Here is a 25,170-nt window from a genome sequence, read left to right on the forward strand (position 1 = left end):
CCCGATCGGTCTTTTCGCAGGGGCCCGGGCAGAAGATCCCATCGGAATCGGAAAAGAAGGGCTACGAGGTCGATTCCCGATCAGGGAGGGCCCTCCGCTCCAGATCGATCTCCGCCAACCCCCGGCCGCAGAGAATCTCCAGCGAGGGATAGTGGGTCATATCGAGGTGAATAGGCGTGACGGAAATGTAGCCGTGGGCGACGGCCCAAACGTCCGTCCCCTCTACGAGCTCGTCCTCCACGCGACCGGCGACCCAGTAATAGGTGCGGCCGTGAGGGTCCTGAAGGCGATTGACCTTGCCCTCATAGGCCCGAATCCCCTTGCGCGTGATCTGGACGCCTTTGACAAGGGAAGGGGAAAGATTGGGGACGTTGACGTTGAGAAGGACACCCGTCGGCAGCGGATTATCCGATAACCACTTCAGAAGGTGTACGGCGAAGGTTCCTGCCGTTTCATAGTGACGTTCTCCATCCTCCTCGCGACAATCGAGCGAGAAAGCGACCGAGGTCCTGCCGAAGACGAGCCCTTCCATGGCGGCCGAGACCGTCCCCGAATAGGTCAGATCGTCGCCCAGGTTGGGGCCCTTGTTGATGCCGGAGAAGACGACGGCGATATCGGGAGCGATCTCCTCCAGGCCGAGGACGACGCTGTCCGAGGGCGTTCCGTCACAGGAATAGGCCGCGACCGCCTCCGGATAGGGGCCGGTGATTTTCTGAAGCTTCAGGGGACGGTTGAGCGTGATGGCATGGCCGACGCTGCTCCGCTCCCGATCGGGAGCGACGACGACGGGCTCGTGGCCCGCCTCGGCGAGGAAGACCGTCAGAACGGCGATGCCCGGCGCGTAGACGCCGTCATCGTTGGTGACGAGGACGCGCATGGAGGTTCCCTCCTAGAGGATCAGCCTGTAGAGGAAGAAGACGATGGGGCTCATGATGGCCGGAAGGATTCCCAGGAAAAGAAGGCCCATGAGGACGAACATGCCGTAGCGCTCGAGCCAGAAGAACCCCTCCATCCAACGACCGGGCAGGAAGACGTAGAGCAGTTTCGAGCCGTCGAGGGGGGGAATGGGAATGAGGTTGAAGACGGCCAGGCCGATGTTGATGAGGATCATGAGCTGGATGAACAGCCCCAGCGCGTAGTTGTGCACGAAGGGGTAGGGCAAGACGCGGACGACGAGGCCGCAGACGACGGCCGTCAGCAGGTTTCCTCCCGCCCCGGCCAGGGAGACGAGAACGATGTCGCGTCGAGGCCTGCGGAAATAACGCGTGTCGATGGGGACAGGCTTGGCCCAGCCGAAGCGGAAGAGAAGGAGCATGAGGGCTCCCATGGGATCGAGATGGGCCAAGGGGTTGAGGGTCAGCCGTCCCCGAAGTTTGGGCGTCGGATCGCCCAGCCTGTAGGCCACGTAACCGTGACAGAACTCGTGAAAGGTTATGGCCCAGAGGACGGCCGGGAGGCTCAACAGAAGCTGCGTCAAATCGGGCATGCGAAACAGGGTCGGTCACTTCCTTTCCGTGTCCGGAGCGGCGCCCGGATAGGTGTCGAGCACCCATTGTATCTCTTCTTCGCGCGTTTCCACAGAGCCGTCGAGGCGAGCCGTCAGAAGCGCGTCGAGGATCTTCCCCACGAGAGGGCCTCGTCTGTATCCCAGGTCGAGGATATCCCGCCCCGTCAGCATGGGGCGCACCTTGTGCCACCTCGTGAGGAAAAGGAGGAGACGTCTTCGTATCCTCTGTCTCTCCGTGGCGGCGGCCCAGAAGAGGCAGACGGCGAGGGGGACGCCCGTCAGGGCCCGGCAGATCTCCGAAGGGCGTCTCTCTCCCCGTCCGCCCAGATCGTTCTCGGCGGCACCGAGGGAGAAAAGAGCGAGGGAAAGGACGTGACGCTCCGCCGGAGTCAGGTGGAGCCTGTCCATGACGCTCCTCTGAACGGCTTCGTCACTGCCGAAAAGAAGCGATGCCAGATAGACGAGCCAGAGCGACGCCTCGAGGGGCGGAAGATCACGGTGAAGACGGCGGAAAAAGACGGTCAGACGGCGGACGACGCGATCCGTGCGGGAGTCGACGGCCAGCCCGGGAAAGAGGACCTCCCAGGCCCCGAACTCGCGAAGACGGCGGATGGCCGGCAGGGGCAGAGCCTCGTGAAAAAGGATTTCCACCTCGCTCTTGACGCGCAGTCCCGAAAGGAGGGAGAGAAGACCTCCTCGGACACAGCTCGTCAGGAGGCGAACCGTGTTCTCCTCCATCTTGAGCTTGAGGCGCTGTTCGAGCCGGACGGCACGAAAAACGCGCGTCGGGTCCTCGACGAAGCTCAGATTGTGGAGCACCTTGAGGAAGCCCCTCCTCAGGTCGCGGCGGCCGCCGAAATAATCGACAAGAGTCCCCCAGTCCCTCTCCCCCAGGGCGATGGCCATGGCGTTGACGGTGAAGTCGCGCCGGTAGAGATCGTGTTTGAGGGAATCGCTGGCCACTGTGGGCTGGGCCACGGGAAACTCGTAGAACTCGCGCCGAGCCGTGGCGACATCGACCTTCCTTGGACCGGGAAAGACAATCATTCCCGTTCGGAAACGCTCATGCACGGAGACGCGGTAGCCCTCCCTCTCCCAGGCCTTCATGAAGGCCACGCCGTCGCCTTCGATGACGATATCCAGATCGAGGTTGGTCCGGCCCAGGAGAAGATCGCGGACGAAGCCGCCGACGGCATAGGCTCTCATGGAGAGACTTTCGGCCATCCGCCCCAGCCGACGGAGGAGATCGTTCGTCTCCTCCGAGAGACGCCGGACCATGAGATCCGTCAGATCTTCCTGCCAGGGGTAGTCGTGGCCGAAGCGGCGCTCCTCCGGAGGAAGGGAGGCCGGGTAGAGGGCCCGAAGCATGTCCGTCCTGGTGACGATGCCCTGAAGCTCGCCATCGACGACGACGGGGAGACGGCCGATATTGTGGACCACCATCATGCGGTGAGCCTCGGCGATGGAGGCCTCGGGGCGGAGCGAGAGAACGCCTTCCGTCATGTATTCGGCGACCCGGACCTGGCCCAGGCCGTGAAGCTTGGCCTTGTCGAGGTCTTTGCGGGTCATGATTCCTTTCAGACGTCCCCCGACGGTGACGGGAAGGGCGGCATGTCCGTAGCGGATCATGACCCGATAGGCCTCGTCAAGGGAGATGGAGGCCTCGACGGCCATGACGGGACGGGTCATGACGTCCCGGACGAGGAGGGAGGGAGCGACGGCCCCCTCCAGAGCCTTCTCCAAATCGGCCAGGATCCGGGACGGCTCCACGCCTGTCAACGTCACCGACGCCGCCTGGGGGTGACCGCCGCCGCCAAGAGGGGCCAGGAAAAGGGCCACGTCGAGGATACCCTCGCGGCTTCGACCGACGACGTAGGTCCTCTTCTCCATGGAAACGGCGACGAGGGAGATGTCCGCGTCGAAGTAGTCCCGGAGACGGTGGACGAAGAGGGAAAGGCCCTCGACGTAATGGTCGAGACTCAACGTGGACAAAACGACGCGGGCTCCGTTGATATAGCGCTCCCAGGCACGGTCCACGAGAAGATCCTGGAGGCGTCGCTCGGGAGCCGAAAGGGCCATCTCGACGTAGAGAGGGATGAGAGTCATATCGGCCCCCAGCTCTCGAAGACGGGCCACGGCCTCGAAGTCGCGGCGGCAGGTGGAGCCGAAGGTGAGGGCTCCCGTGTCCTCGTAGATGCCCAGGACGAAAAGGGTCGCCTCCTGAGGAGAGATGGGAATCCCCTCGCCGAGGAGGATCTCGACCATGAGCGTCGTCACGGCTCCCACGGGCTCGATGACGCTCTTTTCGGCCTCGATCTCGTCCAAAGAGGGGGGATGATGGTCGTAGAGATGAACTTCGACGGAAGGTCTATCCAGAAGGGGAGCAAAGGCGCCGAGACGGGATCGGGATCGGGCATCGACGATGACGAGAAGCTCCACGTCGGCCAAAGTGATTTTTCTCGGCGTCAGGACCTCCCAGCGGCCGGGAAAGCGTTTGAGAAACTCCCGGACCGTCCGCCCCGCCGAGCCGGAAAAGCTCAGGACGGCGCCGTCGTAGAGTTTGGAGGCCGCCACCATGGAGGCCAGGGAATCGAAGTCGGAGCCGATGTGGCTCGTGATGAGCCTCATCGATCGAGACACTCCAGGGCACGGCGGGCGGTTCCCCTCGCAAGCCTCCGGGGAAGGTCGAAAAGGAGGACCTCGACGGAAAAGGCCTCGGCAAGACGGGCCACATCGGGGAAGCGACGCTCCAGCCCCAGAAAAAGGCCCTGGCCGGAGACGGAAGGGAGAGAGACGGCCAACCGCCCTCCGGCGAGGGCCTCGGCGAAGCCCTCCCCCCCTCCGAGAGAGAGGAAAAGCCCCATCCCTCCAAGATCGGCGAAGTCCCGGCCGAGCGTCTCCGCCCTTCGGGCCAGCACCTCAAGGGAGGCGTCGTTGTCGACGACGAAGTGGGCCCGACGACGTTTCTCCTCCGAGGGGAGGAGGAAACGCTCCCGGGCGGAAAGGTGGGCGCCGTCGAGACCGCGGAAGGCGTTGCGTCGGGCCCGTGTCGGAGCCGAAGCCGTCACGTAGACCGTCTCATCGACCCAAAAGGGGGGACCAGACTCGAAAAGGAGGGGCACTTCGGCGACGACCCAGCCAGAAAGGGAGGCCAGACGACGCTCCATCTCGAGAAAGACGGGCCCATGAAGAAGGTCACAGAGCCAGTGATACTCCCCGTCGGAGGCAAAGGCACGGGAGGCCACGGCCGAGGGCTGGATGCGTCCCTCTTCGTCAAGGACCTCCTCTCCCCAGCGGAGACGGGCGGCCTCGACGAAGGCAGGACGTCGCCAGAGACCGCGCACGATGTCGTCGGCATCGAGGACGACGGCTCCCCTGTCGGAAAAGAGAGAGGCCACCGTCGATTTACCGGCGCCGATATCCCCAGTGAGACCGGTAACCCACATGGCGCGTCACTCCCTCCCGGCTGCGGTCGTCGACGGTCTTGAAGCGATCGGGAATCTCCTGAAGGAAACGGGAATAGCCGTTGGCCTGAAGCGTCCCGAAAAGAAGACGGCTTCGGGCCCCCGATAGGAAAAGACGATCCTCGGCGCGCGTCATGGCCACGTAACAGAGACGGCGTTCCTCCTCGAGCCCCTGACTCTCCTCGTCGAGACAACGGGCATGGGGGAAGATGCCCTCTTCCATGGCGACGACGAAGACGACGGGAAACTCGAGCCCCTTGGCGGCGTGAAGCGTCAGGAGATTGACGCGGTCCTCGTCGTCGAGAGAGCTCTCCTGATCGGTGAAAAGGGCCAGCTCGACGAGGGCCTCGGCCAAAGGAAGACCGGGAGGAACGACGGAAAGGATTTCGAGGACGTTCTCGACGCGCTCCTCCCAACCCTCCTTGTCGTATTCGGCCAGGAAGGCGCCGTAATCGACATCGCCGAGGACGTAACGAAGGGCCTCGCCGAAATCATCGCTCCGATCGAGGAGGTGTTCCATATGGCCGGCCAACTCCAGAGCCCCCTGTGCGGCCTTGCCCTTGAGTCCACAGCCTGCAGACAGAGACCGCCAGATCTTCTGCGGCTCCGTCAGGGGAATCCGGCCCAGATGGTCCGCCAGACGTTCCAGACTCTTGGGGCCCAGTCCCCGCGTCGGAACATTGCCGATCCTCTCCAGCGAGGCCCTGTCCCGGGGATTGACGGCCAGCCTCAGATAGGCCAGGACGTCTTTCACCTCGCGGCGCTCATAGAAACTCGTCCCTCTGACGATGCGGTACGGGATGGCCGCCTCGACGAGACGCTGTTCGTAGAGGCGGCTCAGGGCATTCATCCGGTAGAGGAGAGCCATATCGCCGTAGCGGAAGCCCGAGGCGTGAAGCTCCTCGATGCGGTCGACGACGAAGCGCGCCTCGGCCTCCTCGCTCGGCGCCAGAAGGGAATAAATCTTCTCGCCCCTGTCTCGGGCCGTCCAGAGCTCCTTGGGCGGCCGCAGCCTGTTTCGGGAAATGACCTCGTTGGCGCCGTCGAGGATCATGCCCGTCGAGCGGTAGTTCTGATCGAGAACGACCGTCTTCGCGCCGGGAAAATCCGTCTCGAAACGGAGGATCATGGACATATCGGCGCCGCGCCAGCCGTAAATGGACTGATCGGGATCGCCGACGACCATGAGGGACGCCCCCCCTCCCGAGAGGAGCTTGAGAAGGCGATATTGAAGGCGGTTCACATCCTGATACTCGTCGACGAGAATCCAATCGTAGCGGTTTCTCTCGACCTGCAGAGCCTCGGCGTCGGTCAGAAGGAGGTGGAGAGGGAGGACGAGGAGGTCATCGAAATCGAGAGCTCCCTGGCGTCGGAGCTCCTCCTGGTAGCGGCCGTAGAAATCGCTCCAGGGAGCGGCCAGCTTATCGGGCCGGAGCGTCCGAAGATCGCACTCCGTCTTGCCCCGCGACATCTCTCCCAGAATCCAGGCCGTGTCGTAACGTTGCTCGTCGAGATTGAACTCCGTGCGGAGACGCTTGACGAGGTTGCGGCTATCGGCCCTGTCGAAGATGACGAAGTTTTTCCCGAAACCCCGCTCTTCGAGGAGGACCCTGTGGCGCAGAAGCCAGCGCAGCCCCCAGGCGTGGAAGGTGAGGACCTCCATCTCCCCGCGGCCGGGCCCGAGGAGGTCGGTGACGCGCGTCGCCATCTCCCGGGCCGCCTTGTTCGTGAAGGTGACGGCAAGAAGGCGACGGGAAGGGATCCCTCTCTCCTCGACGAGATAGGCGAGCTTGTGCGTCAGCACGCTCGTCTTGCCGCTGCCCGCCCCGGCAAGAACGAGAAGGGGACCGTCGCAGTAGACCACGGCCTCGTGCTGTCGGCCGTTGAGTCCCTCCAGAAGGGATCTCATCGTGCCCTTCCCTCTTGGCGACGGCTTTCTTCAGCGGCCGGCTTCGGCCCTATTCTTCCGAGAACGAGTGTCATCGACCTTTTCACCTCCGAAACGAGCGGGGCACCGCAAGAGGACCTTTCCTCCGGCCGATCCGGCTCCCCCGGACATAAAGAAGGCGCCGCAAACGGCGCCTTCGTCGAAATCCCTTCGGTCTTTCCCGTCAGGAACTCCGGCGAGGCTCGCCGAGGGGAAAGACCCCGAGCCGGAGGACGGTCAGATCTCGGGCGTGATGAGCCCGTAGCCACCTGAGCGGCGGCGGTAGACGACGTTGATGCCGTCGCCCTCGTCGGCGTTGCGGAAGACGAAGAAGGAATGGCCGAGAAGGTCCATCTGCATCGTCGCCTCCTGAGCCGACATGGGACGCATGGGGAAACGCTTGATCTTGACGATGGCGTCGATGTCCTCCGCCTCGGCCGACTGGGGCGACTGCAGCTCGCCCATGAGCTCTTCGGCGTCGAAGATCTCGAAGGAGACATCGTGGGTCTTCATCTGGGCCCGATCGGTCAGATACTCCTTATGGCGTTTGACCTGGCGCTCGATGTTCTTGAGCGACCTGTCGAAAGCCTTGCGAAGGTCGTTGGCATGATCTTCGCCTCTCATGACGACACCGTTGACGTCGGAAGTAATTTCCACCACGAACATGCCACGGCTGAAGCTCATCTCGACCTGGGAGCTGAGAATGCGCTCGAAAAACTTCTCGAGCTTGCCCAGCTTCTTCTCCATATGGTCCTTGACGGCATCGCTGAGATCGACGTTTCGGCTCACGTACCGGATGTCCATGGGCATTCCTCCAATCATCGAATCGTGACATCCCTATTGTAACACTTTCAGCGAGGCCCTCAAAGGTCGCAGGGCGGCCGCTCCCCTACCGCCCCTCTGCGGAAGGACCATCGACGTAGTCGCAGTAGACGCCTCGGTGACGCAGCTCCGTCGACGTTCGACTGATGAAGGACCCTTCGACGACGTTCCGAAAACCCTTCTTGGCAAGAATGGCCTTGATATAGTCCACGTGAGGACAGCGATCGTAATGGTGGTTATCGGTCACCATGCAGGAGGCCAGATGGACGACGACATCATCGACTCCGACGTCCGTCTTCTCTCGCAGCTTCCGGGCCAGGTGCTCCATCTTGGCCGCCACGCTCTTGCCGCAGCAGCCGCCGCACGTGAAGGAGAGATAGCGCAGCCCCTGGGGATAATCGACGAACCTGCCCGTCCTCTCGTAGAAAGAATGGGAACAGGCGAAACCGCTGCATCGGTTGTGGGCGATCTGGCACTGGATGATCACGATGAGACTGGTCACGAGAAAGCCTCCCGTCGGGATGGAATGGCCCCATCAAAACACGAAAGGGCCGCCACGTCGACGCGGCGGCCCGAGAAACCTGCGGCAGTGATCCCCCGCGACCGAAAGGGGAGAAGACCCTCTCTCCCGCAGAGAGAAACCAAGACGCCTAGTCGCGGACGATACGCGTGCCGGCCCGGCCTTCCAGGGCCTCGAGGGCCTCGTCGAGACAGGCGATGACGGCACGCTCGCCTCCGTTGCGGACGAAGCGGAGGGCGGCGGCCACCTTGGGGCCCATGCTTCCGGCCCTGAAATGCCCTTCGCTCTGGTAGCGCTCCATCTCCGAGGCGGAAACCTCGCCGAGCCAGCGCTCCTGAGGCGTGCGAAAATCGAGGGCCACCTGAGGCACGTCGGTGAGAACCATGAAGACATCGGCGCCCACGGCCTGCGCCAGCCGCTCGCCGGCCAGATCCTTGTCGATGACGGCCTCGACGCCCTTGAGCTGACCGTCTTCGAGACGCATGACGGGGATGCCCCCGCCACCCGAGGCGACGACGACGCAGCCGGCCTCGATGAGTTTCACGACGGCGCCGGCCTCGACGATTCTTTTCGGATCGGGCGAGGGGACGACGCGGCGCCATCCACGGCCCGAATCCTCGATCCAATGCTCGCCCGTGGCCGCGGCGCGGGCCTTGGCCTGCTCCTCGGTGTAGAAGGGACCGACGGGCTTGGCCGGGTTGGCGAAGGCGGGATCGGCAGGATCGACCTCGACCTGGGTGACGACACAGACGGGGTCGTGGCCGACGAGGCCGGCCTTGGCCATCTCATTGTGGAGGCTCTGGCAGAACATGTAGCCGATGAAGCCCTGGCTCTCGCCGCCGCAGACGTCCATGGGCATGGCGGGAACCTTGGCGCTGCCCAACTCGTGGCGGATCAGGATGGCGCCGACCTGAGGACCGTTCCCGTGGGTGACGACGATCTCATGGCCCTCCTGAAGCATCCTGACGATCTGTCTGGCCGTGATGCGGACGTTCTCGAGCTGCTCCGCGAATGTCCCTCTCTGTCCGCTCTGGAGGATGGCATTGCCTCCGAGGGCCACAAGCACTCTTTTCCCCATCTGCCGATCACCACCGGTCTTCAAGATAAGTCGATCTCCCTTGGGGAGACGATCGGACTTCTTCGTTTACCGGTCCAGTATAGGTCCTGCCGCCGGAACAAGCAATAAAATAAAGATGAAATATAAACTCAAATATTGACATTGTTCAGAGACAGCCCTTCCCGAAGAAAAAAAGGCGACGAGGGCTTACGCCCCCGCCGCCTCCGACAAGATGTCGCCTGCCGACGGAACGGTCAGTCCTCGAGGATTTCCTTCTCTTTCATCCCCTGAGCGGCATCGACCTTCTTGGAGAATTCATCGGTGAGATCCTGAATTTCCTTCTGGTAGCGGCGAAGGTCATCTTCGCTGATGAGGCTTTCCTTTTCCATCCTCTTCATCGTCTCGACGCCGTCGCGGCGGAGGTTGCGCAGGGCCACCTTGGCATCCTCGCCATACTTGCGCACCAACTTGGTGAGTTCGATGCGGCGCTGACGGTTCAGCTCGGGCAGGGTGAGACGGACGGCCTCGCCGTCGACGACGGGCGTGACGCCCAGAGAGGAGGCCAGAATGCCCTTTTCTATGGCCTTGAGGGCCGTCTTGTCCCAGGGGGTGATGAGAAGCTGACGGGGATCGGGAACGGTGACGTTGCCCATCTGCTTGACGGGAGTCTGTGTGCCGTAATAGTCGACTTTGATCTCTTCGACCAGGGCGGGGTGAGCCCGGCCGGTCCTGATGCCCAGGTACTCTCCCTTGAGGTGCTCGACGGTCTTTTCCATCTGCTGCTTCAGTCTGGCGATCTCCTTCGTTGGCATCGCTCATCACTCCTTTTCGGTTAAGAGGTCACGAGAGTTCCCACGTCCTCTCCGTCGACGAGCAATTTCTTCAGGTTCCCCTCTCCATGGATGTCGAAGACGACGATGGGAATCCCGTTCTCCATGCAAAGAGAGAAGGCCGCCGCATCCATGACCTTGAGCTGTCTCTGGAGGGCCTCAAGGTAGGTGATGCGCGAAAAACGCTTCGCCTCAGGATACTTCACGGGGTCTCTATCATATATACCATCGACCTTCGTTCCCTTCAACACACAGTCGGCGCCTATTTCGGCGGCCCGAAGGGCGGCGGCCGTATCGGTCGAGAAATAGGGGGAACCCGTCCCTGCGGCGAAGATGACGACGCGCCCCTTTTCGAGATGGCTCAGGGCACGGCGCCGGATGAAGGGCTCGGCCAGCTCACGCATCTCGATGGCCGTCTGAACGCGAGTGGGGACGTCGAGGCGCTCCAGAGCATCCTGCAGAGCCAGGGCGTTGATGACCGTGGCCAACATGCCCATATTGTCGGCCTGCGCCCTGTCGAATCCCTTGTCGACGGCCTGAATGCCCCGGAAGATGTTACCCCCTCCGACGACAAGGGCGATCTCAAGGCCGGAACGGGCCGCGTCGGCGATATTGCGGGCGATCTTCTGGACCTCGGTGAGGTCGAGGCCGAATCCGGCCTGGCCGGCGAGAATTTCTCCCGAGAGCTTGAGGAGCACGCGCCTGTAGGAACTCATGAATGGGACCTCCTCCGAAGAAGGCGAAGCGGGCCGAAGGCCGCGGGCGGACACGAAAAGGGGGCGGGGCTTTCGCCTCGCCCCCTTGAGTGAAAAGGGCTCCTCTACTCTCCGATGGAGAAGCGGGAGAAACGTCGGATGACGATATTCTCGCCCAACTTGGCGATGGCTCCCATGACGAGGTCGCGGATCTTCCTGTCCTGGTCGCGGATGTAACCCTGCTCGAGGAGACAGTTCTCCTCGTAGAATTTCTTGACCCGCCCCTCGGCGATCTTCTCGACGATGTGGGCCGGCTTGCCCTCCTCGAGAGCTTGAGCCTTGAAGATCTCCTTTTCCTTCTCGAGCACCTCGGCGGGGACCTCTTCGGGAAGGAGATACTGGGGAGAGGCGGCGGCGATGTGCATGGCGATCTCGTGACCCAGGGAGAGGAATTCGTCGGTGCGCGCGACGAAGTCGGTCTCGCAGTTCAGCTCCAGGAGAGTGCCGATCTTGCCCGTCGTGTGGATGTAGCTGAAGATGACGCCCTGCGAGGCCGTCCGCTCCATCTTCTTGGCGGCCTTGGCCAGCCCCTTCTCGCGGAGATGATCGGCGGCCTTCCCGACGTCGCCGCCGCACTCGGCGAGGGCCTTCTTGCAGTCGAGAACGCCGGCGCCGCTCATCGCTCTAAGTTCCTTGACAGCTTCCATATCGACAGCCATGGACCTAGGCCTCCTTCCAGCCTTTATGCTCTTCGATGCCTTCCTTGACGAGCTTTTCCCCTACTTCGCCGTAGGTCTCGTGCAGTTTCTCGCGAATTTCGATGTCGACGGGCTCAGAGGCGCCACCCTCGTCGGCCTCGGGATCGACATAGCCGTCGACGCCCTGGCGTCCCTCGACGACGGCATCGGCCATGAGCTTCGTCATCAGCTTGATGGCCCTGATGGCGTCATCGTTGCCGGGGATGGGAAAATCGATGATCTCGGGATCGCAGTTGGTGTCGACGATGGCGATGACGGGGATGCCAAGCTTGCGGGCCTCGCGGATGGCGATCTCCTCGCGGCGGGGATCGATGACGAAGAGGGCGTCAGGCGCCTCCTTCATCTCGCGGATTCCCAGGAGGTACTTCTCGAGCTTCTCCCTGATCTTGCGGAGCTGGACGACTTCCTTCTTGGGCATCTTCTCGTAGGAGCCCTCTTCTTCCATCTTCTGGAGCTCCACCATGCGCGTGACGCGCTTGCGGATCGTGGGGAAGTTGGTCAAAAGACCGCCGAGCCAGCGCTGGTTGATGTAGTGCATGCCCGAGCGCAGGGCCTCTTCACGGATCGTCTCCTGGGCCTGGCGCTTCGTTCCGACGAAAAGGACCGTGCCGCCTCCCTTGGAGACTTCGCGCAGGAAATCATAGGCTTTCTCGAGGCCCTTGACCGTCTTCTGGAGGTCGACGATGTAGACGCCGTTTCTCTCCGTGAAGATGTAGGGCTTCATCTTGGGATTCCAACGTCGTGTCTGGTGTCCGAAATGGACGCCGCACTCCAGGAGCTGCTTCATCGTTACGATACCCATAAAATAACCTCCTTCGTTTTTCCCTCCACGCCCTTCCACTGCCTCGGACCCCTGAGGGGAACGCCGAAGGCATCGGGACGTGTGCGTGATAAGGGCCATCGGCAAGTATATCACAGCCCCCGGTTGACCTTCAACCGTCGTTCAACTAAAATATACCCCGTATTCGTATTCATAATCGACAAGGAGGAATTACTGTGGCCAAACAGTCCCTGATCCGGGAAATCGAGAACCTCTCGCCGGAGAGGAAGGCCATGCTCAACCGCCTCAAGCGCGTCGAGGGACAGCTTCGGGGCATTCAGCGCATGATCGTCGAGGATCAGCCCTGCCACTCCATTCTCGTCCAGCTTTCGGCTGCCAGAAAAGCGATGCAGCAGGCCTGCATCGAGATCCTCAAGAACTACGTCCGCAAATGCCTGGCCGAGCAGGGAGAGACAGATCTGAGCGAGATGGAGAGCCTCATCGGCACTCTCATCGACATCGCCCCCCTGCCGGCGGAATGCGACGACAAGCACGAAGAGGCTTAAACCGAGTCAGAGCCCGCTCTCCAGAAAGGGAGCCAAGATGCCCAGTTCGTGGTCATCCCCCGTCAGCCCGTCGAGAAGTCGATCGCCTCGGCGGATCAGGTAGCGCCAATCCATCGAGAGGCTCTGGGGAAGGACCTGAACGGAGGCGTAACGGCCCCACCCCCGCCAGCCTTCGGGAACGCCGCATCGGCTGCCTTCGGCCACGAAAAGGACCTTGGCCTCCGACAGACGAGGAGGGACGGAGCGCCCCTCAAGGGGAAGGAAAGAGGGAGTCGGCTCCCGAAGAGGGGCCAGCTCCCTCCCCGTCAGGCCGTCCACCCATAGCCGCACCCTGCGGTAGGAGGGACGTCTGAGCAGACCTCTTTCGTAGATTTCGACGTCGACGGAAAAGACCGGGGCCAGCAGCAGCCGATCACCGGCCTCGACGGCCAGGAGAGGTTCAAGGAAGCGCTCCTTCATCATCATCCCTCCCGACAAGGAAAACGGTCCTCCGCTGGAGGCCCAGAATCCCCGTGGCACCCGAAAAGATCCCCTACCGTTGCTCCCTTCCGGGCCTGGCGGAGTTCGGGGGTTTTCGCCGCACGGGACTGGACCTCCAGCGGAAAACCGTTCAATCGATCTAAACATACAAAAAATGGCGGAGGAGGTGGGATTTGAACCCACGGAACGTCGCCGTTCAGACGCTCTCCAAGCGCCCGCCTTCGACCACTCGGCCACCCCTCCGCAACAGGATGAATTTTAGCATCTTTCGACGGCCCTCGCAAGGGGCGAAGAGCGCCCCTGCTCCCTCGGCGATGCCGCCTTCGTCGTCCGTCCTCTCCGGGGAGCCTCTCGATTGCGAGGTACGGCGACGAACCGGGACCTTCGACGCTCCCCTACCCTGAAGACGGGAACAAAAAGGCCGCCGAGACACTGGGCCCCTGACGGCTTCTGAAGATTCTATGGCGGAGGAGGTGGGATTTGAACCCACGGAGGAACAAAGTCCCTCACTTGATTTCGAGTCAAGCGCCTTCGACCGCTCGGCCACTCCTCCATCGCGACGACGATTCTAACACAGGAGAGGCCTCGACGCCAGAGGCAAGGCGGAGAAAGAGCGTCACCTCTCCGCCGGAGATGCCGGTTAGACGCCGGATCGAATCGCGCCGTTACCGCCGCAAGCCCCGCTCAAGTCTTTTCCGTGCAGCACAGGGGGGAGACCGTCTAGCGGGACCGTCATCCGACGGGACTCCACGCCGCGAATCGCCGCGCCGAAACGCCTCGCCCCCTGCGCCGACGTCAAGGCAGCCGAGAAGACCGTTCCCCGGCCGAAGGCCTGGAACCGGGCCGTCAGTCCCCTCTTCGTCATCGAAGCTGCCTGCTCGCACGAATCCGCACAGGGCAGATCAAGCGCCTCGCCAGGCGGCCAGAGTCCTTATCTCCTCCCAACGATCAGACGCCGGGCGCGAAGAGACTCGTCGAGGGGGCACCTCGTTTCTCCTCGTACATCCTCGCGTCGGCTGCTAGGTCATGACGGCGGAGAAGAGGAGGCTGGGAAGGGCAACGACGAGGTAGACGCGACGCTCCGTCCCCCGCGTTCCGTAAAGAAGGGAAAAGACCATGAGGAGGAGCATGACGGCGAAGAGACCGTCGTTGACAAGGCATCTCGCCGCGGCGCTGCTCCGGTTGACGTAGGAAAGGGCGACGAAGAGGACGATGCCGAGGGCAACGATGCCCTTGCGCGGCTTTTCGCCGCCGAAACGGCGGAAGCGGAGAATGCCTTCCAGCAGAAGGAGCATCGCCGAAAGGGAGGCGGCCATGTTGAAAAACATGCTGTAGTCCCCCAGGAGCGAGTAGAGGGGGAAGAGCCCTCCTCCGACGAGCCCCGCCAGGGCCCAGCAGCCGGGACCTCTCTCGGAACGGTTGAGGCTCCAGAGGAGAATCATGGCGAAACCGGAGAGGGCGGCGACGAGGCTCATCACCAGCTGAAGGAGGACGAGATCAGGGGTCACGACGAAAACCTCCCGACAGATTCGGAAGAAGTCCCGGCTCCCGGGCAGCCGGAGGAAGAGAAAGCGAGAGGCGGGGCAACCCCGCGGCGGCGGGCTTGGCCGGGAGAGAGCCCCGAACCTCTTCCCTTCAGGGACAGAAAGGCGGCTCGGGTCCTTTCTCGGCTTTTCGCGCCCTTCGCCTGGAGCGGAAGAACCCGCTCAGGAGCCCGGCGGCCTCCTGAGCCATCAGCCCCCTGCGACAGGCGACCCGGACGGGGAAGCGCCCGTCGGCCAGGAGGTCGTAGAGAGTCCCGCAGCAGCCGGCGCGGGAATCGGAGGCGCCGAAGACGAGGTGACCGAGACGGCACTGGAGGATGGCCCCGGCACACATGGGACAGGGCTCGAGGGTGACGTAGAGCGTGCAGTCCGAGAGGCGCCACCGCCCCAGAGTGCGGGCGGCCTGGGCGAGGGCGATCATTTCGGCGTGGGCCAAGGGATCGCCCCGGGCCTCGCGGCCGTTGTGCCCCCGCCCGACGACCTGGCCGGCGGATACGACAAGGGCCCCGACGGGGACATCGCCCGTCTCGAGAGCCAGGCGAGCCTCGGCGAGGGCCAGATTCATAAAATCCCTGTCGGCCTCGGAAAAAACGCTTAGGGGAGTCACGGCCTCAGATCTGAGAGATGTTCATTCCCGAGAAGATCTCCTGCATCTCTTTTTTGATGCGGTTGCGGATCTTCTTTCTCTCTCCGGGCAGGAGCATCTGCTCCGTCGTGTCGAAGAGGTAATTGTCGAGATCGAACTCGCGGAGGATCATTTTGGTATGGAAGAGGTTCTCCTGATAGACGTTGACGTCGATCATCTGGTAGAGGTCGCGCATTTCGGCGGCGATGTAGTTCTGGATCGAGTTGATCTCGTGATCGATGAAGATCTTGCGGCCGCTCACGTCGCGCGTGAAGCCCCTGACGCGGTAGTCGACGATGGCGATGTCGGGGTTGAAGGCATGGAGGAGGTAGTTGAGGGCCTTCAGGGGCGATATCTTGCCGCAGGTCGAGACGTCGAGATCGACGCGGAAGGTGCTGATCCCCTGGTCGGGATGAATTTCCGGGTAAGTATGGACGGTGATGTGGCTTTTGTCGAGGTGGGCCGCCACGCTGTCGGGCAGGGGCCCCGGCACCTCCTTGCCGGAACAGTCGCGGCTGCCGCAGCCCAGAGGCTCCTCGGAGATGAGCATGGTCACGCTGGCTCCCTGGGGCTCGTAGTCCTGTTTGGCGACGTTGAGGATGTTGGCGCCGATGATGTTGGAGACGTCCGTCAAGATCCGCGTCAGACGGTCGGCGTTGTATTCCTCGTCGACATAGTCGATGTAGGCCTGACTCTCGTCGCGCGTCCGTGCGTAGCAGATGTCGTACATGTTGAAACTCAGGGTTTTGGTGAGGTTGTTGAAGCCGTAGAGCTTGAGCTTGTCAATGGGCCGGATTTCCATCCCCCGATCACCCCCACTTTCCGAAAGGAAGATCGTGAGCCCGGCTTGCCGGTCTCGAACGTTCATTTTACAGCAGCGCCGAAAAATTGCCTATAGTTCTTCTGAACGGGAAAAGGACACCGGAGGATCGGAAGGGGCTGACTGAGGGAATTGATCGGGTATAAAATAGTCGGGATCGCTCCCTGTCATAAGGAGGTGCCTCTTGAAGAAGACCAACGCCGCCCGAGTCCTGGACCGGATGAAGATCGCCTACGAGTTGGGCGAATACGCCTTCGACGAAGAGCATCTCGGCGCCGAACACGTGGCGGCCGAGATCGGCCTTCCCCTCGACCAGGTCTTCAAGACCCTCGTCGCCCGCGGCGACGGCCGGGAAGTCGTCATGGCCTGCGTCCCCGGGTCGGGCGATCTGGATCTGAAGGCCCTCGCCGCCCTCGCGGGCTTCAAGAAGGTCGAGATGGTCCCCCTCAAGGAAGTCCAGCCCCTGACGGGTTACATCCGGGGAGGCGTCTCTCCCCTGGCGCCGAAGAAGGCCTACCGACTTTTCATCGACGCCTCGGCCCTCTCCTTCCCCTTCATCTCCGTCAGCGCCGGCCAGAGAGGCCTCCAGATCAAGGTGGCCCCCGGTGATCTCGTCGCCGCCACGGGAGCCCTGGTGGGCTCTCTCGTCAAAGACCGATAAGGTCCGATCCGAAAAGGAGGTTTTGCCATGTCTTTCGATCCCGTCCTCGCGCGCAGGAGCATCCGCCGCTACAAGGCCGATCCCGTCCCGGCCGAGAAGGTGACGCTCCTTCTCAAGGCCGCCATGAGCGCCCCCTCGGCCCACAACCAGCAGCCCTGGGAATTTATCGTCATCGACGACCGGAAACATCTCGACGCCATCCCCGGCGTCCACCCCTATTCGAAGATGCTCCTCGAGGCGCCTATGGCCATCCTCGTCTGCTCCCGCCAGGAGACCCTGACGGCCTCCGACTTCTGGCCCCAGGACTGCGCCGCCGCCACGGAGAACATCCTCGTCGAGGCGACGGCCCTGGATCTGTCCACGGTCTGGATGGGCATCTACCCCAAGGAGCCTCTCATGAAGGCCATGACGGAGATGTTCCGTCTTCCCGAGAACATCATCCCCTTTTCCCTCATCGCCGTCGGTTACGGCGCCGAGGAGAAAAAGCCCTCGAACCGCTACGACGAGGCCCGGATTCACCGCAACGGCTGGTAGGCCCTTCGCGACACAGGAAAGATCCCCGGGGCCTCCCGGGGATCTTTTGACATTTCGGCGCCAATGGGGCTACCATGACTCGTCCCCGCCTGGGGAATTGACACCCACAGCCCGGTCCGCCCTCGAGGGCGGACCCCGAAAGGTGACGCCATGATACGCATCACGAAAGGTCAACTGCGTTTCGGCGAGAGAGTTCTTTTCCGAGACCTCTCCCTCGCCGTTCCCGACGGAGGACGACTGGGGCTCGTGGGCCGCAACGGAGCGGGAAAGACGACGCTCCTCCGCGTCCTGGCCGGAGAGACCTCCCTCGACGAGGGCACCGTCGAGACGCCCCCCCGAGAGCAGATGGGCTACCTCGCCCAGGACCTGGCCGAACTGGGACCGGCGGACGTCGTCGATTTCCTCAAGGCCCGGGCCTCCCTGGCCCCCCTGGAGGGCGAGCTGCGCCGCCTCGAGGCCCTCATCGCCGAAAACGCCTCCGATGCCTCCCTACTGTCCCGCTATGACCGAGTCAACGCCAAGATCGCCGCTCTCGACGGTTTTTCCTTCGAGGCCCGAGCCGCCAAGGTCCTTGCCGGCCTGGGCTTTCCCCCGGGGTCCCTCCGCCGCTCCTGCGACGCCTTTTCCGGCGGATGGAAGATGCGCCTCATGCTGGCGGCCCTTCTTTTGGCGGCGCCGAAAACGATGCTCCTCGACGAACCGACGAACCATCTCGACACGGAAAGCCTCGAATGGCTCGAGGGCTATCTTCGCGACTACAGGGGGACGCTCGTCGTCATCTCCCACGACAGGCGTTTTCTCGACAAGATGACCTTCGAGACGGCGGAACTGGCTCTCGGCCGGATCACCCTCTACAAGGGGAACTTCTCCTACTACCTCGAAGAGAGCGTCAAGAGAAAGGAGGCCCTCGAGAAGGAGGCGCAGCGTCAGGACGCCGAGATCAAGAGGACGGAGCAGTTCATCGAGCGCTTCCGCTACAAGGCCACGAAGGCCACCCAGGTCCAGAGCCGCATCAAACAGCTCGAGAAGATCGAACGCATTGAGATCGAGGCCGACGAGACGACGGCGACGCTCCGGTTTCCTCCCTGTCCCAGGAGCGGCCACGACGTCGTCGCCGTCGAGGGGGCAGCCCGACGCTACGGCGACCTCGAGGTCTTCCGCGACGCCTCCTTCACCCTCCACCGGGGAGAGAAGGTGGCCCTCGTCGGCGTCAACGGCGCCGGGAAGTCGACCCTTTCCCGCCTTCTGGCCTTTCAGGAAGAGCCTTCCGCAGGAACGATCGTCAAGGGACACAACGTCCTTCCGGCCTTCTTCTCCCAGGAGAGCAGCCGCAACCTGGACTACGGCAACACGGTCTGGCAGGAGGTGACGGCCACGGGCTCTCTTCTCTCCGAAGTGCAGAGGCGGAGCCTCTTAGGGGCCTTCCTCTTCTCCGGGGAGGACATCCACAAGCCCGTCTCCGTCCTCTCCGGAGGGGAGAAGTCGCGCCTGGGCCTTCTCAAGATCCTCCTGAGTCCCTCCAACTTCCTCGTCCTCGACGAGCCGACGAACCACCTCGACATGGCCACGAAGGAGCTCTTCCAGCAGGCCCTTCTCGGCTACGACGGAACCCTCGTCATCGTCTCCCACGACCGCCATTTCCTCGACGATCTGGCGGCCCGCGTCATCGAGATCCGCCAGGGACGAGTCTACGACTACCACGGCAACTACTCCTATTTCATCGAGCGGCGAGCGCGTCTCCTCGAGCTGGAGACTCCCGGGGCGACGGCCGAGGGGGAAGCGCCACCCTCGACGGAAAAGGAACGCAAGCGCGACGAGGCCCGGCGGCGCAACGAAATCTACAGGAGACGGCAGGAGATTCTCGTCGACCTGGGCCCCCTCGAGGCACGCATCGAGACCCTGGAAAAGAGGAAGAGAGAGATAGAAGGGTCCCTCTGCGACCCCCAGGTTCTGGCCGATTCGGAGAGGGTCCGGGCCCTCATGATCGCCCTCGACGAGACGAAAGGGGAAATAGAGAGCCGCCTTCCCCTCTGGGAAGAGCTCATGGAGCGCCTCGAGGCCGTCGAAACCCGACCGGTCTGACAGCGCCGAAAGGAGAGATCGTTCATGGCTGCCCCTCTCAAGGGACGAGGACGCTTCCGCCAGGCCGACAGGGAGGCTCTCTACGCCCTCGCTCTCGCTTTGCTCAACTTTCTCTGGTGGTACGCCACGGCCTACGGCCTCGGCTCGGGCCCCGTCGAGACCTACCGCTACATCGCCGGTTTCCCGGCCTGGTTCTTTCTCAGCGCCATCGTCGGCTTTCTTCTTTTCTCCTTCCTCGCCGCGGCCATGGTGAAGCTCCTCTTCCGCGACATGCCCCTCGACGACGAGGCCCGGCGATGAGAGGCGACGCGTCCATTCTCGTCCCCGTCGTCCTCTACCTGGCCCTCATGTACGGCCTGGCCCTCTGGACGAACCGGAGGCTGTCGAGGGCCGACAATTTTCTCGAAGAGTATTTCATCGGAGGCCGCACCATGGGCGGCCTCGTCCTGGCCATGACCCTCGTCGCCACCTACACCAGCGCCAGCAGTTTCATCGGCGGCCCCGGCGTGGCCTACACCATGGGCCTCGGCTGGGTCCTCCTGGCCATGATCCAGCTTCCCACGGCCTGGCTCACTTTGGGCGTCCTGGGCAAGCGCTTCGCCATCATCGGCCGCCGCATCGGCGCCGTCAACGTCAACGACTTTCTTTGGGCCCGCTACCGCAGCAGGGCCGTCGTCTTCTGCGGCTCCCTCTCCCTCGTCCTCTTTTTCGTCGCCGCCATGGTGGCCCAGTTCATCGGGGGAGCCCGCCTCTTCGAGAGCCTGACGGGCCTCGACTACCGTCTGGGGCTCGCCCTCTTCGCCCTCTCCGTCGTCCTCTACACCACGGTGGGCGGCTTCCGCGCCGTGGCCCTCACCGACACGGTTCAGGGCTTCGTCATGATCGTCGGCACCGTGGCCATCCTCTGGGGAACGATCCGGGCCGGAGGCGGCCTGACCCCCATCATGGAGACCCTCCGCCAGACCGACCCGGCCCTCCTGACGCCCTTCGGCCCCAAGGACTTCATCTCCAGGCCCTTCATCCTCTCCTTCTGGGTCCTGGTCTGCTTCGCCGTCATCGGCCTGCCCCACACGGCCGTGCGGTGCATGGGCTACAGGGACAGTCGATCCATGCACCGGGCCATCCTCATCGGCACCTTCGTCATGGGCTTTCTCATGCTGGGCATGCACCTGTGCGGCGTCTTCGGCCGCGCCGTCCTCCCCGGACTCCCCTCGGGGGACAGCATCATGCCCGAAATCACCCTTCGCGTCCTGCCCCCTCTCTGGGCCGGCCTTTTCCTTGCCGGCCCCCTGGCGGCCATCATGTCCACCGTCGACTCCCAGCTGCTCCTGGCCTCGGCCACTCTCGTCAAAGACCTTTTCGTCCGCTACGGCGCCCCGGGAGAGCCTCGCTCCATCCCGGCGGAAAAGACGCTCCGCCGGGCCGGTTTCGCCACGACGGCCCTTCTGGGACTCATCGTCTTCGGTGCGGCCCTCAGGCCGCCCTCGCTCATCGTCTGGATCAACCTCTTCGCCTTCGGCGGACTGGAGGCGGCCTTCCTCTGGCCCCTCGTCCTGGGGCTCTACTGGCGAAGGGCCAACGGAGCGGGAGCGTTGGCCTCGATGATAACGGGCGTGGCGACCTTCTTTCTCCTCTCCATCTACGTCAAACGCTTTCTGGGCATGAACGTCATCGTCCCCACCCTCGCCATCGCCCTCGTCGTCTTCGTCGCCGTCAGCCTCGCCACGAGAGCTCCCGACGAGGCGACGCTGGCCCCCTTCTGGGAAGACTGAGGCTCCTGCGGATGTCTCCGAAGCCCCTTCTTCGTGCCGCCTCGGACCTGCCTGCCCTTCGCCGCCCCCTTCCCCTGTGAGAGAAAGCCCCTGACCGGATGCGGTCAGGGGCTTTCGTCATCGCCTCGAGGCCGCCCGAAAAAGAACGTCGGCGCCGGGTCGGAGGCTACTCGCGCTCCTCCCTGTGAAAGGGAAGTCCCAAGGCGGCAGGAGCGCCGAGAAGAATGCCCTTTCCCTTCTTGATGGAGATTCCCGTGAGGACAACGATCGTCAGCACATAGGGAAGCATGAGCAGAAGCGGCGCCGGGATGCTCGTCCCCCCGGCCTGGACACGGAGCTGAAGGGCGCCCACGCCGCCGAAGAGGTAGGCGCCCAACGTCGATCTCAGCGGATGCCAGATGCCGAAGATGACGAGGGCGACGGCGATCCACCCCCGGCCCGACGTCATCTGCTCGACCCACATGTGGCTGTTGACGACGGAAAGATAGGCCCCTCCCAGGGCGGCCAGCCCTCCGCCGCAGAGCGTCGCGGCCCAACGGACGGCAGGGACGGAAAGGCCCGCCGCCGTGGCCGCCGCCGGGCTCTCCCCCACGGCGCGGAGATGGAGGCCCGGCCGGGTGTGAAAGAGAAAGAACCAGAGAAAGGCGACGAGAAAGAAAGACAGATAGACCATGGCGTCCTGGCAGAAGAGAACGGGCCCCAGGAGGGGGACACGGGAGAGAAGGGGCAGGGGAAAGGCCGAGAGACCTTCGATGGTCTCGCCCACAAGGCCTCGCCCGACGAGAGAGCTCGCTCCCGTGCCGAAGAGGGTCAGGGCCAGGCCGCAGACGACCTGATTGGCCCCCAACGTGACGCAGAGAAAGGCGTGGACGGCGCAGAGCAGGGCGCCGACGGCGAAGGCCGCAACCAGCCCCGCCCAGGGGGAACCGCCGTGGTAGGTGACGGAAAAACCCGTCAGGGCACCGACGAGCATGACCCCTTCCATGCCCAGGTTCATGACGCCCGATTTTTCCGTGACGATCTCGCCCAGAGTGGCGTAGAGAATGGGCGTGCCGCTTCGGACGGCGGCGGCGAGAATGGGGACGATAAGCTCCATCAGACGTCACTCTCCCCTCGGTGGAACCGAAGACGGTAGTGGCGGAAGAACTCGCCGCCGAGGACGCAAAAGAGAATCAGCCCCTGAAGGACCTGGACGCTCGACAGAGGCAGGCGCATGACGACCTGAAGCGTGTCGCCTCCGACGAGAAGGGCCCCCATGAAGAAGGAGACGACGAGGATGGCGAAGGGATTGAGACGGGCCAGCCAGGCGACGATGATGGCCGTGAAGCCGTAGCCGACGGAAAATCCCGGCTGGAGACGCCCCTGAAGGCCTGCCACTTCGCCCATTCCGGCCAGTCCGGCGATGGCGCCGGAGAGGAAAAGGACGGCGACGATGTGGCGCGACGTGGCCATTCCGGCATAGGCCGCGGCCCGGGCGTTCTGGCCGATGACGCGGATCTCGTAGCCCCATCGCGTCCAGCGGAGGACGATATGAAGGGCCAGGGCCGCCAGCAGGGCCAGAAAGAGTCCGCCGTGGACGCGGGTACCGAAAAACTGCGGCAGGCGAGCCGCCCCGTGAAAGGCCTTCGTCAGGGGAAAGCCCAGGCTGGCAGGATCGCGCCAGGGTCCGTAGACGAAGTACTCCAGCCCCAGAATGGCGATGTAGTTCATCATGAGGGTCGTGATGATCTCGTTGACGGACCACTTGGCCTTGAGCCAGCCGGCGAAGGCCCCCCAGAGGCCGCCCGCCAGGGCCGCCATGACCATCATCGTGCCGAGCATGAGAGGCGCCTGTTCCGAGGGGAAGCAGCGGACGGCCGCCGTAGCGGCCAGGGCTCCCGCCACGAGCTGTCCCTCGGCGCCGATGTTCCAGACGAGCATGGTGAAGGCCAGGGCGACGGCGAGGCTGCAAAGGGCTATGGGAATGGCCTTGACGACGGTCTCGCTGAGGCCGTAGCCGTCGGCCAGGGAGCCTCGGATCATGGCCCCGTAGGCCTCAAGGGGCGAGACGCCCATGGGTACGAGAAGCAGCGCCCCGGCGGAAAAGGCCAGGGCAAGGGCGATGAGGGGAAGGCCCCACTCCATCCACCGGGGGCTTTCAAAGCGCTTTTCGATCTTCACCGTCACAGGCCTCCTCCTTCAGCGATTCCAGCGGCCTGCCGGCCATCATGAGTCCCAGCATCTCCTCCGTCGCCTTCCGGGGATCGTCGAGAAGGCCCATGAGACGTCCCTTGTGGATGACGGCCAGCCTGTCGCTGAGAGCCAGAAGCTCCTCCAGATCCTCGGAGACGAGGAAGACGGCGGCCCCCTTCGATCGGGCATCGAGGAGACGTTCGCGGACGAAGGCCGTGGCCCCCACGTCGAGTCCCCAGGTGGGCTGCATGGCCACGACGACCTGAGGCTCCCCGTCGAGCTCGCGGGCCAGCATGAGCTTCTGCAGATTGCCTCCGGAGAGCATGCGAACGGGGATGCCCAGAGAGGGAGAGACGACGTCGAAACGCTCGGCGACCCGTCCCGTCTGGCCCGCCAGGGCCTCCCATGCCAGGAAGGGCCCCTTGCCGTATGCCCTGCGCCAGTAGTGACGCAGGGCATAGTTCTCGCGGAGGTTCATCGTCGGCACCAGTCCCGTCCCCCGCCTGTCGGCGGGGATGTAACGGATACCGGAGACGAGGGAATCGCGGACCGAGGCTCCCGTCATGTCCCTTTCACCGAAAAAGAGCGAACCTCCGGTGAGAGGGCGAAGCCCCACGAGGGCCTCGCAGAGTTCCGTCTGACCGTTGCCGTCGACGCCGGCCAGGCCCAGGATCTCGCCGCGTCGAAGGGAGAGGGAGAGGTCGTGAAGGACGGGGAGATCCTTGTCGCCTCTGGCGCAGATCCCCTCCGCCCTGAGGAGGACCTCGCCGGACGTCACGTTCCGCTTGTTCACGGCGGAAGGGACGGGACTGCCGATCATCATCTCGGCCAGTTCCTCGGGACCGACGCCGGAGGCACTGACGGTGCCGATCTTTCTCCCCCTGCGGAGAATGGTGACCCTGTCGGCGATCTCGGCCACCTCGTCGAGCTTGTGGGAGATGAAGACGATGCCGTGGCCCTCGGCCTTCATCCGCGTCAGCGTCTCGAAGAGGCGACGGGCCTCCTGAGGCGTGAGAACGGCCGTCGGCTCGTCGAGGATGAGGACCTTGGCCTCACGGTAGAGCATGCGCAGGATGGCCACACGCTGCTGTTCGCCGATGGAGAGCTGCCAGACGGGCCGCTCGGGATCGACATGAAGACCGTAACGGTCGGCCAGTTCGGCGATGCGCCGACATATGGCTCTTTTGCCGAGGACGAAGTCGAGTCCCTCCTGGCCCAGAATCATGTTCTCCCAGACCGTCTGAACGGGGATGAGCATGAAGTGCTGATGAACCATCCCGATGCCGGCGGCGATGGCGTCGCCGGGCGACCGGAAACGGACCTCCCTGCCGGAGACAAAGAGCTTTCCCCCGTCGGGACGATAAAGACCGCAGAGCACGTTCATCAGGGTGCTCTTTCCCGCTCCGTTCTCACCGAGCAGGGCGTGGACCTCGCCGGGGCGAACGTCGAAGTCGACGCCGTCGTTGGCCGCCGTTCCCAGAAAGACCTTCGTTATTCCCCGCAGATCGACAAGGGGAGAAGGGGCTGTCATGAGCGCACCATCCTCTCGCCAGGCCTTTTCACAGGCCCTGACG

At 63.6% G+C, this 25,170-nt stretch carries 25 protein-coding genes, 2 tRNA genes and 1 other RNA gene; 6 read left to right on the top strand and 22 right to left on the bottom strand.

The window, feature by feature from the left end:
* Nucleotides 1-61: 61 nt before the first annotated feature.
* The 12 genes from surE to rpsB all read right to left on the bottom strand — a co-directional run bounded on the left by surE (nt 62) and on the right by rpsB (nt 12,382).
* On the bottom strand, nt 62-877 hold the full coding sequence (gene surE, locus KAR29_RS03630) for a 5'/3'-nucleotidase SurE (protein ID WP_274374279.1): 816 nt from the start codon (nt 875-877) through the stop codon (nt 62-64).
* 12 nt (nt 878-889) lie between these two features.
* Nucleotides 890-1,486, bottom strand: coding sequence for a site-2 protease family protein (locus KAR29_RS03635; RefSeq protein ID WP_274374280.1), 597 nt, complete (start codon nt 1,484-1,486; stop codon nt 890-892).
* Nucleotides 1,487-1,501: 15 nt separating this feature from the next.
* Nucleotides 1,502-4,135 carry a CBS domain-containing protein gene (locus KAR29_RS03640; protein ID WP_274374281.1) on the bottom strand — a complete coding sequence of 878 codons (2,634 nt, stop codon included), beginning with the start codon at nt 4,133-4,135 and terminating at the stop codon, nt 1,502-1,504.
* Nucleotides 4,132-4,953 carry a dephospho-CoA kinase gene (gene coaE / locus KAR29_RS03645; RefSeq protein ID WP_274374282.1) on the bottom strand — a complete coding sequence of 274 codons (822 nt, stop codon included), beginning with the start codon at nt 4,951-4,953 and terminating at the stop codon, nt 4,132-4,134. Before coaE ends, KAR29_RS03640 begins: the two co-directional genes overlap by 4 nt.
* On the bottom strand, nt 4,913-6,880 hold the full coding sequence (locus KAR29_RS03650; RefSeq protein WP_274374283.1) for an ATP-dependent helicase: 1,968 nt from the start codon (nt 6,878-6,880) through the stop codon (nt 4,913-4,915). The genes coaE and KAR29_RS03650 overlap by 41 nt, the downstream gene beginning before the upstream one ends.
* Before the next feature lie 255 nt (nt 6,881-7,135).
* The gene (hpf, locus tag KAR29_RS03655) at nt 7,136-7,702 is read right to left on the bottom strand and encodes a ribosome hibernation-promoting factor, HPF/YfiA family (protein WP_274374284.1); all 567 of its coding nucleotides are present in this window, start codon (nt 7,700-7,702) and stop codon (nt 7,136-7,138) included.
* An 85-nt stretch (nt 7,703-7,787) separates the two neighbouring features.
* Nucleotides 7,788-8,222, bottom strand: a complete 435-nt coding sequence (locus tag KAR29_RS03660; protein ID WP_274374285.1) for a CGGC domain-containing protein — start codon at nt 8,220-8,222, stop codon at nt 7,788-7,790.
* 148 nt (nt 8,223-8,370) lie between these two features.
* Nucleotides 8,371-9,318 carry a carbamate kinase gene (arcC, locus tag KAR29_RS03665; protein ID WP_274374286.1) on the bottom strand — a complete coding sequence of 316 codons (948 nt, stop codon included), beginning with the start codon at nt 9,316-9,318 and terminating at the stop codon, nt 8,371-8,373.
* A gap of 233 nt (nt 9,319-9,551) precedes the next feature.
* Nucleotides 9,552-10,109, bottom strand: a complete 558-nt coding sequence (frr, locus tag KAR29_RS03670; protein ID WP_274374287.1) for a ribosome recycling factor — start codon at nt 10,107-10,109, stop codon at nt 9,552-9,554.
* A 20-nt stretch (nt 10,110-10,129) separates the two neighbouring features.
* Nucleotides 10,130-10,843, bottom strand: coding sequence for a UMP kinase (gene pyrH, locus KAR29_RS03675; RefSeq protein WP_274374288.1), 714 nt, complete (start codon nt 10,841-10,843; stop codon nt 10,130-10,132).
* A 104-nt stretch (nt 10,844-10,947) separates the two neighbouring features.
* Nucleotides 10,948-11,541 carry a translation elongation factor Ts gene (tsf, locus tag KAR29_RS03680; RefSeq protein WP_274374289.1) on the bottom strand — a complete coding sequence of 198 codons (594 nt, stop codon included), beginning with the start codon at nt 11,539-11,541 and terminating at the stop codon, nt 10,948-10,950.
* 4 nt (nt 11,542-11,545) lie between these two features.
* Nucleotides 11,546-12,382, bottom strand: a complete 837-nt coding sequence (gene rpsB, locus KAR29_RS03685) for a 30S ribosomal protein S2 (protein ID WP_274374290.1) — start codon at nt 12,380-12,382, stop codon at nt 11,546-11,548.
* A 194-nt stretch (nt 12,383-12,576) separates the two neighbouring features.
* Between rpsB and KAR29_RS03690 the strand changes: the two genes are divergently transcribed.
* A complete protein-coding gene (locus KAR29_RS03690) occupies nt 12,577-12,906 on the top strand; it encodes a metal-sensitive transcriptional regulator (RefSeq protein ID WP_274374291.1) in 330 nt (109 codons plus the stop codon).
* A gap of 6 nt (nt 12,907-12,912) precedes the next feature.
* Here the strand turns inward: KAR29_RS03690 and KAR29_RS03695 are convergent, their stop codons facing one another.
* From KAR29_RS03695 to speD, 7 genes are all read right to left on the bottom strand, one after another.
* Nucleotides 12,913-13,365 (bottom strand): hypothetical protein, encoded by a 453-nt coding sequence (locus KAR29_RS03695; protein WP_274374292.1) that lies wholly within the window; start codon nt 13,363-13,365, stop codon nt 12,913-12,915.
* A 36-nt stretch (nt 13,366-13,401) separates the two neighbouring features.
* Nucleotides 13,402-13,500, bottom strand: an RNA gene (gene ffs / locus KAR29_RS03700) — signal recognition particle sRNA small type.
* A gap of 41 nt (nt 13,501-13,541) precedes the next feature.
* A tRNA-Ser gene (locus KAR29_RS03705) sits at nt 13,542-13,629 on the bottom strand.
* A gap of 219 nt (nt 13,630-13,848) precedes the next feature.
* Nucleotides 13,849-13,939 (bottom strand) — tRNA-Ser (locus KAR29_RS03710).
* Nucleotides 13,940-14,405: 466 nt separating this feature from the next.
* Nucleotides 14,406-14,894 (bottom strand): hypothetical protein, encoded by a 489-nt coding sequence (locus KAR29_RS03715; RefSeq protein ID WP_274374293.1) that lies wholly within the window; start codon nt 14,892-14,894, stop codon nt 14,406-14,408.
* A gap of 127 nt (nt 14,895-15,021) precedes the next feature.
* Nucleotides 15,022-15,537: a tRNA adenosine(34) deaminase TadA gene (tadA, locus tag KAR29_RS03720; protein ID WP_274374294.1), complete on the bottom strand. Its 516-nt coding sequence runs from the start codon at nt 15,535-15,537 to the stop codon at nt 15,022-15,024.
* A gap of 4 nt (nt 15,538-15,541) precedes the next feature.
* Nucleotides 15,542-16,357, bottom strand: coding sequence for an adenosylmethionine decarboxylase (gene speD, locus KAR29_RS03725; RefSeq protein ID WP_274374295.1), 816 nt, complete (start codon nt 16,355-16,357; stop codon nt 15,542-15,544).
* A 202-nt stretch (nt 16,358-16,559) separates the two neighbouring features.
* On the opposite strand from speD, the gene ybaK reads away from it, so the two are divergent.
* The 5 genes from ybaK (at nt 16,560) to panF (ending at nt 21,424) form a co-directional block, all read left to right on the top strand.
* A complete protein-coding gene (gene ybaK / locus KAR29_RS03730; RefSeq protein WP_274374296.1) occupies nt 16,560-17,036 on the top strand; it encodes a Cys-tRNA(Pro) deacylase in 477 nt (158 codons plus the stop codon).
* A gap of 27 nt (nt 17,037-17,063) precedes the next feature.
* Nucleotides 17,064-17,570, top strand: coding sequence for a nitroreductase family protein (locus tag KAR29_RS03735; protein ID WP_274374297.1), 507 nt, complete (start codon nt 17,064-17,066; stop codon nt 17,568-17,570).
* A 150-nt stretch (nt 17,571-17,720) separates the two neighbouring features.
* Nucleotides 17,721-19,652 carry an ABC-F family ATP-binding cassette domain-containing protein gene (locus tag KAR29_RS03740; protein ID WP_274374298.1) on the top strand — a complete coding sequence of 644 codons (1,932 nt, stop codon included), beginning with the start codon at nt 17,721-17,723 and terminating at the stop codon, nt 19,650-19,652.
* A gap of 24 nt (nt 19,653-19,676) precedes the next feature.
* Complete coding sequence (locus KAR29_RS03745; RefSeq protein WP_274374299.1) at nt 19,677-19,952, top strand: YhdT family protein; 276 nt, start codon at nt 19,677-19,679, stop codon at nt 19,950-19,952.
* Entirely contained in the window at nt 19,949-21,424 is a 1,476-nt protein-coding gene (gene panF, locus KAR29_RS03750) for a sodium/pantothenate symporter (RefSeq protein ID WP_274374300.1), read from the top strand. Before KAR29_RS03745 ends, panF begins: the two co-directional genes overlap by 4 nt.
* Before the next feature lie 166 nt (nt 21,425-21,590).
* Here panF and KAR29_RS03755 read toward each other — a convergent pair whose 3' ends face one another.
* From KAR29_RS03755 to KAR29_RS03765, 3 genes are read right to left on the bottom strand one after another with little or no spacing between them, the layout of a single operon-like run.
* Nucleotides 21,591-22,520: an ABC transporter permease gene (locus KAR29_RS03755; protein ID WP_274374301.1), complete on the bottom strand. Its 930-nt coding sequence runs from the start codon at nt 22,518-22,520 to the stop codon at nt 21,591-21,593.
* Entirely contained in the window at nt 22,520-23,584 is a 1,065-nt protein-coding gene (locus KAR29_RS03760) for an ABC transporter permease (protein ID WP_311135612.1), read from the bottom strand. The genes KAR29_RS03755 and KAR29_RS03760 overlap by 1 nt, the downstream gene beginning before the upstream one ends.
* Nucleotides 23,562-25,127, bottom strand: a complete 1,566-nt coding sequence (locus tag KAR29_RS03765; RefSeq protein WP_274374303.1) for an ABC transporter ATP-binding protein — start codon at nt 25,125-25,127, stop codon at nt 23,562-23,564. Before KAR29_RS03765 ends, KAR29_RS03760 begins: the two co-directional genes overlap by 23 nt.
* Nucleotides 25,128-25,170 lie beyond the last annotated feature (43 nt).

Origin of the sequence: Aminithiophilus ramosus (assembly GCF_018069705.1) — a bacterium.
In the GTDB taxonomy this organism is placed as follows: domain Bacteria; phylum Synergistota; class Synergistia; order Synergistales; family Aminithiophilaceae; genus Aminithiophilus; species Aminithiophilus ramosus.

What these genes read in the sequence shown, in the direction of transcription:
- KAR29_RS03695 (WP_274374292.1), bottom strand. Translation starts at nt 13,365, where the DNA reads ATGAAGGAGCGCTTCCTTGAACCTCTCCTGGCCGTCGAGGCCGGTGAT.
- KAR29_RS03755 (WP_274374301.1), bottom strand. Translation starts at nt 22,520, where the DNA reads ATGGAGCTTATCGTCCCCATTCTCGCCGCCGCCGTCCGAAGCGGCACG.
- tsf (WP_274374289.1), bottom strand. Translation starts at nt 11,541, where the DNA reads ATGGCTGTCGATATGGAAGCTGTCAAGGAACTTAGAGCGATGAGCGGC.
- KAR29_RS03745 (WP_274374299.1), top strand. Translation starts at nt 19,677, where the DNA reads ATGGCTGCCCCTCTCAAGGGACGAGGACGCTTCCGCCAGGCCGACAGG.
- arcC (WP_274374286.1), bottom strand. Translation starts at nt 9,318, where the DNA reads ATGGGGAAAAGAGTGCTTGTGGCCCTCGGAGGCAATGCCATCCTCCAG.
- rpsB (WP_274374290.1), bottom strand. Translation starts at nt 12,382, where the DNA reads ATGGGTATCGTAACGATGAAGCAGCTCCTGGAGTGCGGCGTCCATTTC.
- coaE (WP_274374282.1), bottom strand. Translation starts at nt 4,953, where the DNA reads ATGTGGGTTACCGGTCTCACTGGGGATATCGGCGCCGGTAAATCGACG.
- KAR29_RS03650 (WP_274374283.1), bottom strand. Translation starts at nt 6,880, where the DNA reads ATGAGATCCCTTCTGGAGGGACTCAACGGCCGACAGCACGAGGCCGTG.
- KAR29_RS03740 (WP_274374298.1), top strand. Translation starts at nt 17,721, where the DNA reads ATGATACGCATCACGAAAGGTCAACTGCGTTTCGGCGAGAGAGTTCTT.
- hpf (WP_274374284.1), bottom strand. Translation starts at nt 7,702, where the DNA reads ATGGACATCCGGTACGTGAGCCGAAACGTCGATCTCAGCGATGCCGTC.
- KAR29_RS03765 (WP_274374303.1), bottom strand. Translation starts at nt 25,127, where the DNA reads ATGACAGCCCCTTCTCCCCTTGTCGATCTGCGGGGAATAACGAAGGTC.
- KAR29_RS03635 (WP_274374280.1), bottom strand. Translation starts at nt 1,486, where the DNA reads ATGCCCGATTTGACGCAGCTTCTGTTGAGCCTCCCGGCCGTCCTCTGG.
- KAR29_RS03640 (WP_274374281.1), bottom strand. Translation starts at nt 4,135, where the DNA reads ATGAGGCTCATCACGAGCCACATCGGCTCCGACTTCGATTCCCTGGCC.
- surE (WP_274374279.1), bottom strand. Translation starts at nt 877, where the DNA reads ATGCGCGTCCTCGTCACCAACGATGACGGCGTCTACGCGCCGGGCATC.
- pyrH (WP_274374288.1), bottom strand. Translation starts at nt 10,843, where the DNA reads ATGAGTTCCTACAGGCGCGTGCTCCTCAAGCTCTCGGGAGAAATTCTC.
- frr (WP_274374287.1), bottom strand. Translation starts at nt 10,109, where the DNA reads ATGCCAACGAAGGAGATCGCCAGACTGAAGCAGCAGATGGAAAAGACC.
- speD (WP_274374295.1), bottom strand. Translation starts at nt 16,357, where the DNA reads ATGGAAATCCGGCCCATTGACAAGCTCAAGCTCTACGGCTTCAACAAC.
- KAR29_RS03735 (WP_274374297.1), top strand. Translation starts at nt 17,064, where the DNA reads ATGTCTTTCGATCCCGTCCTCGCGCGCAGGAGCATCCGCCGCTACAAG.
- panF (WP_274374300.1), top strand. Translation starts at nt 19,949, where the DNA reads ATGAGAGGCGACGCGTCCATTCTCGTCCCCGTCGTCCTCTACCTGGCC.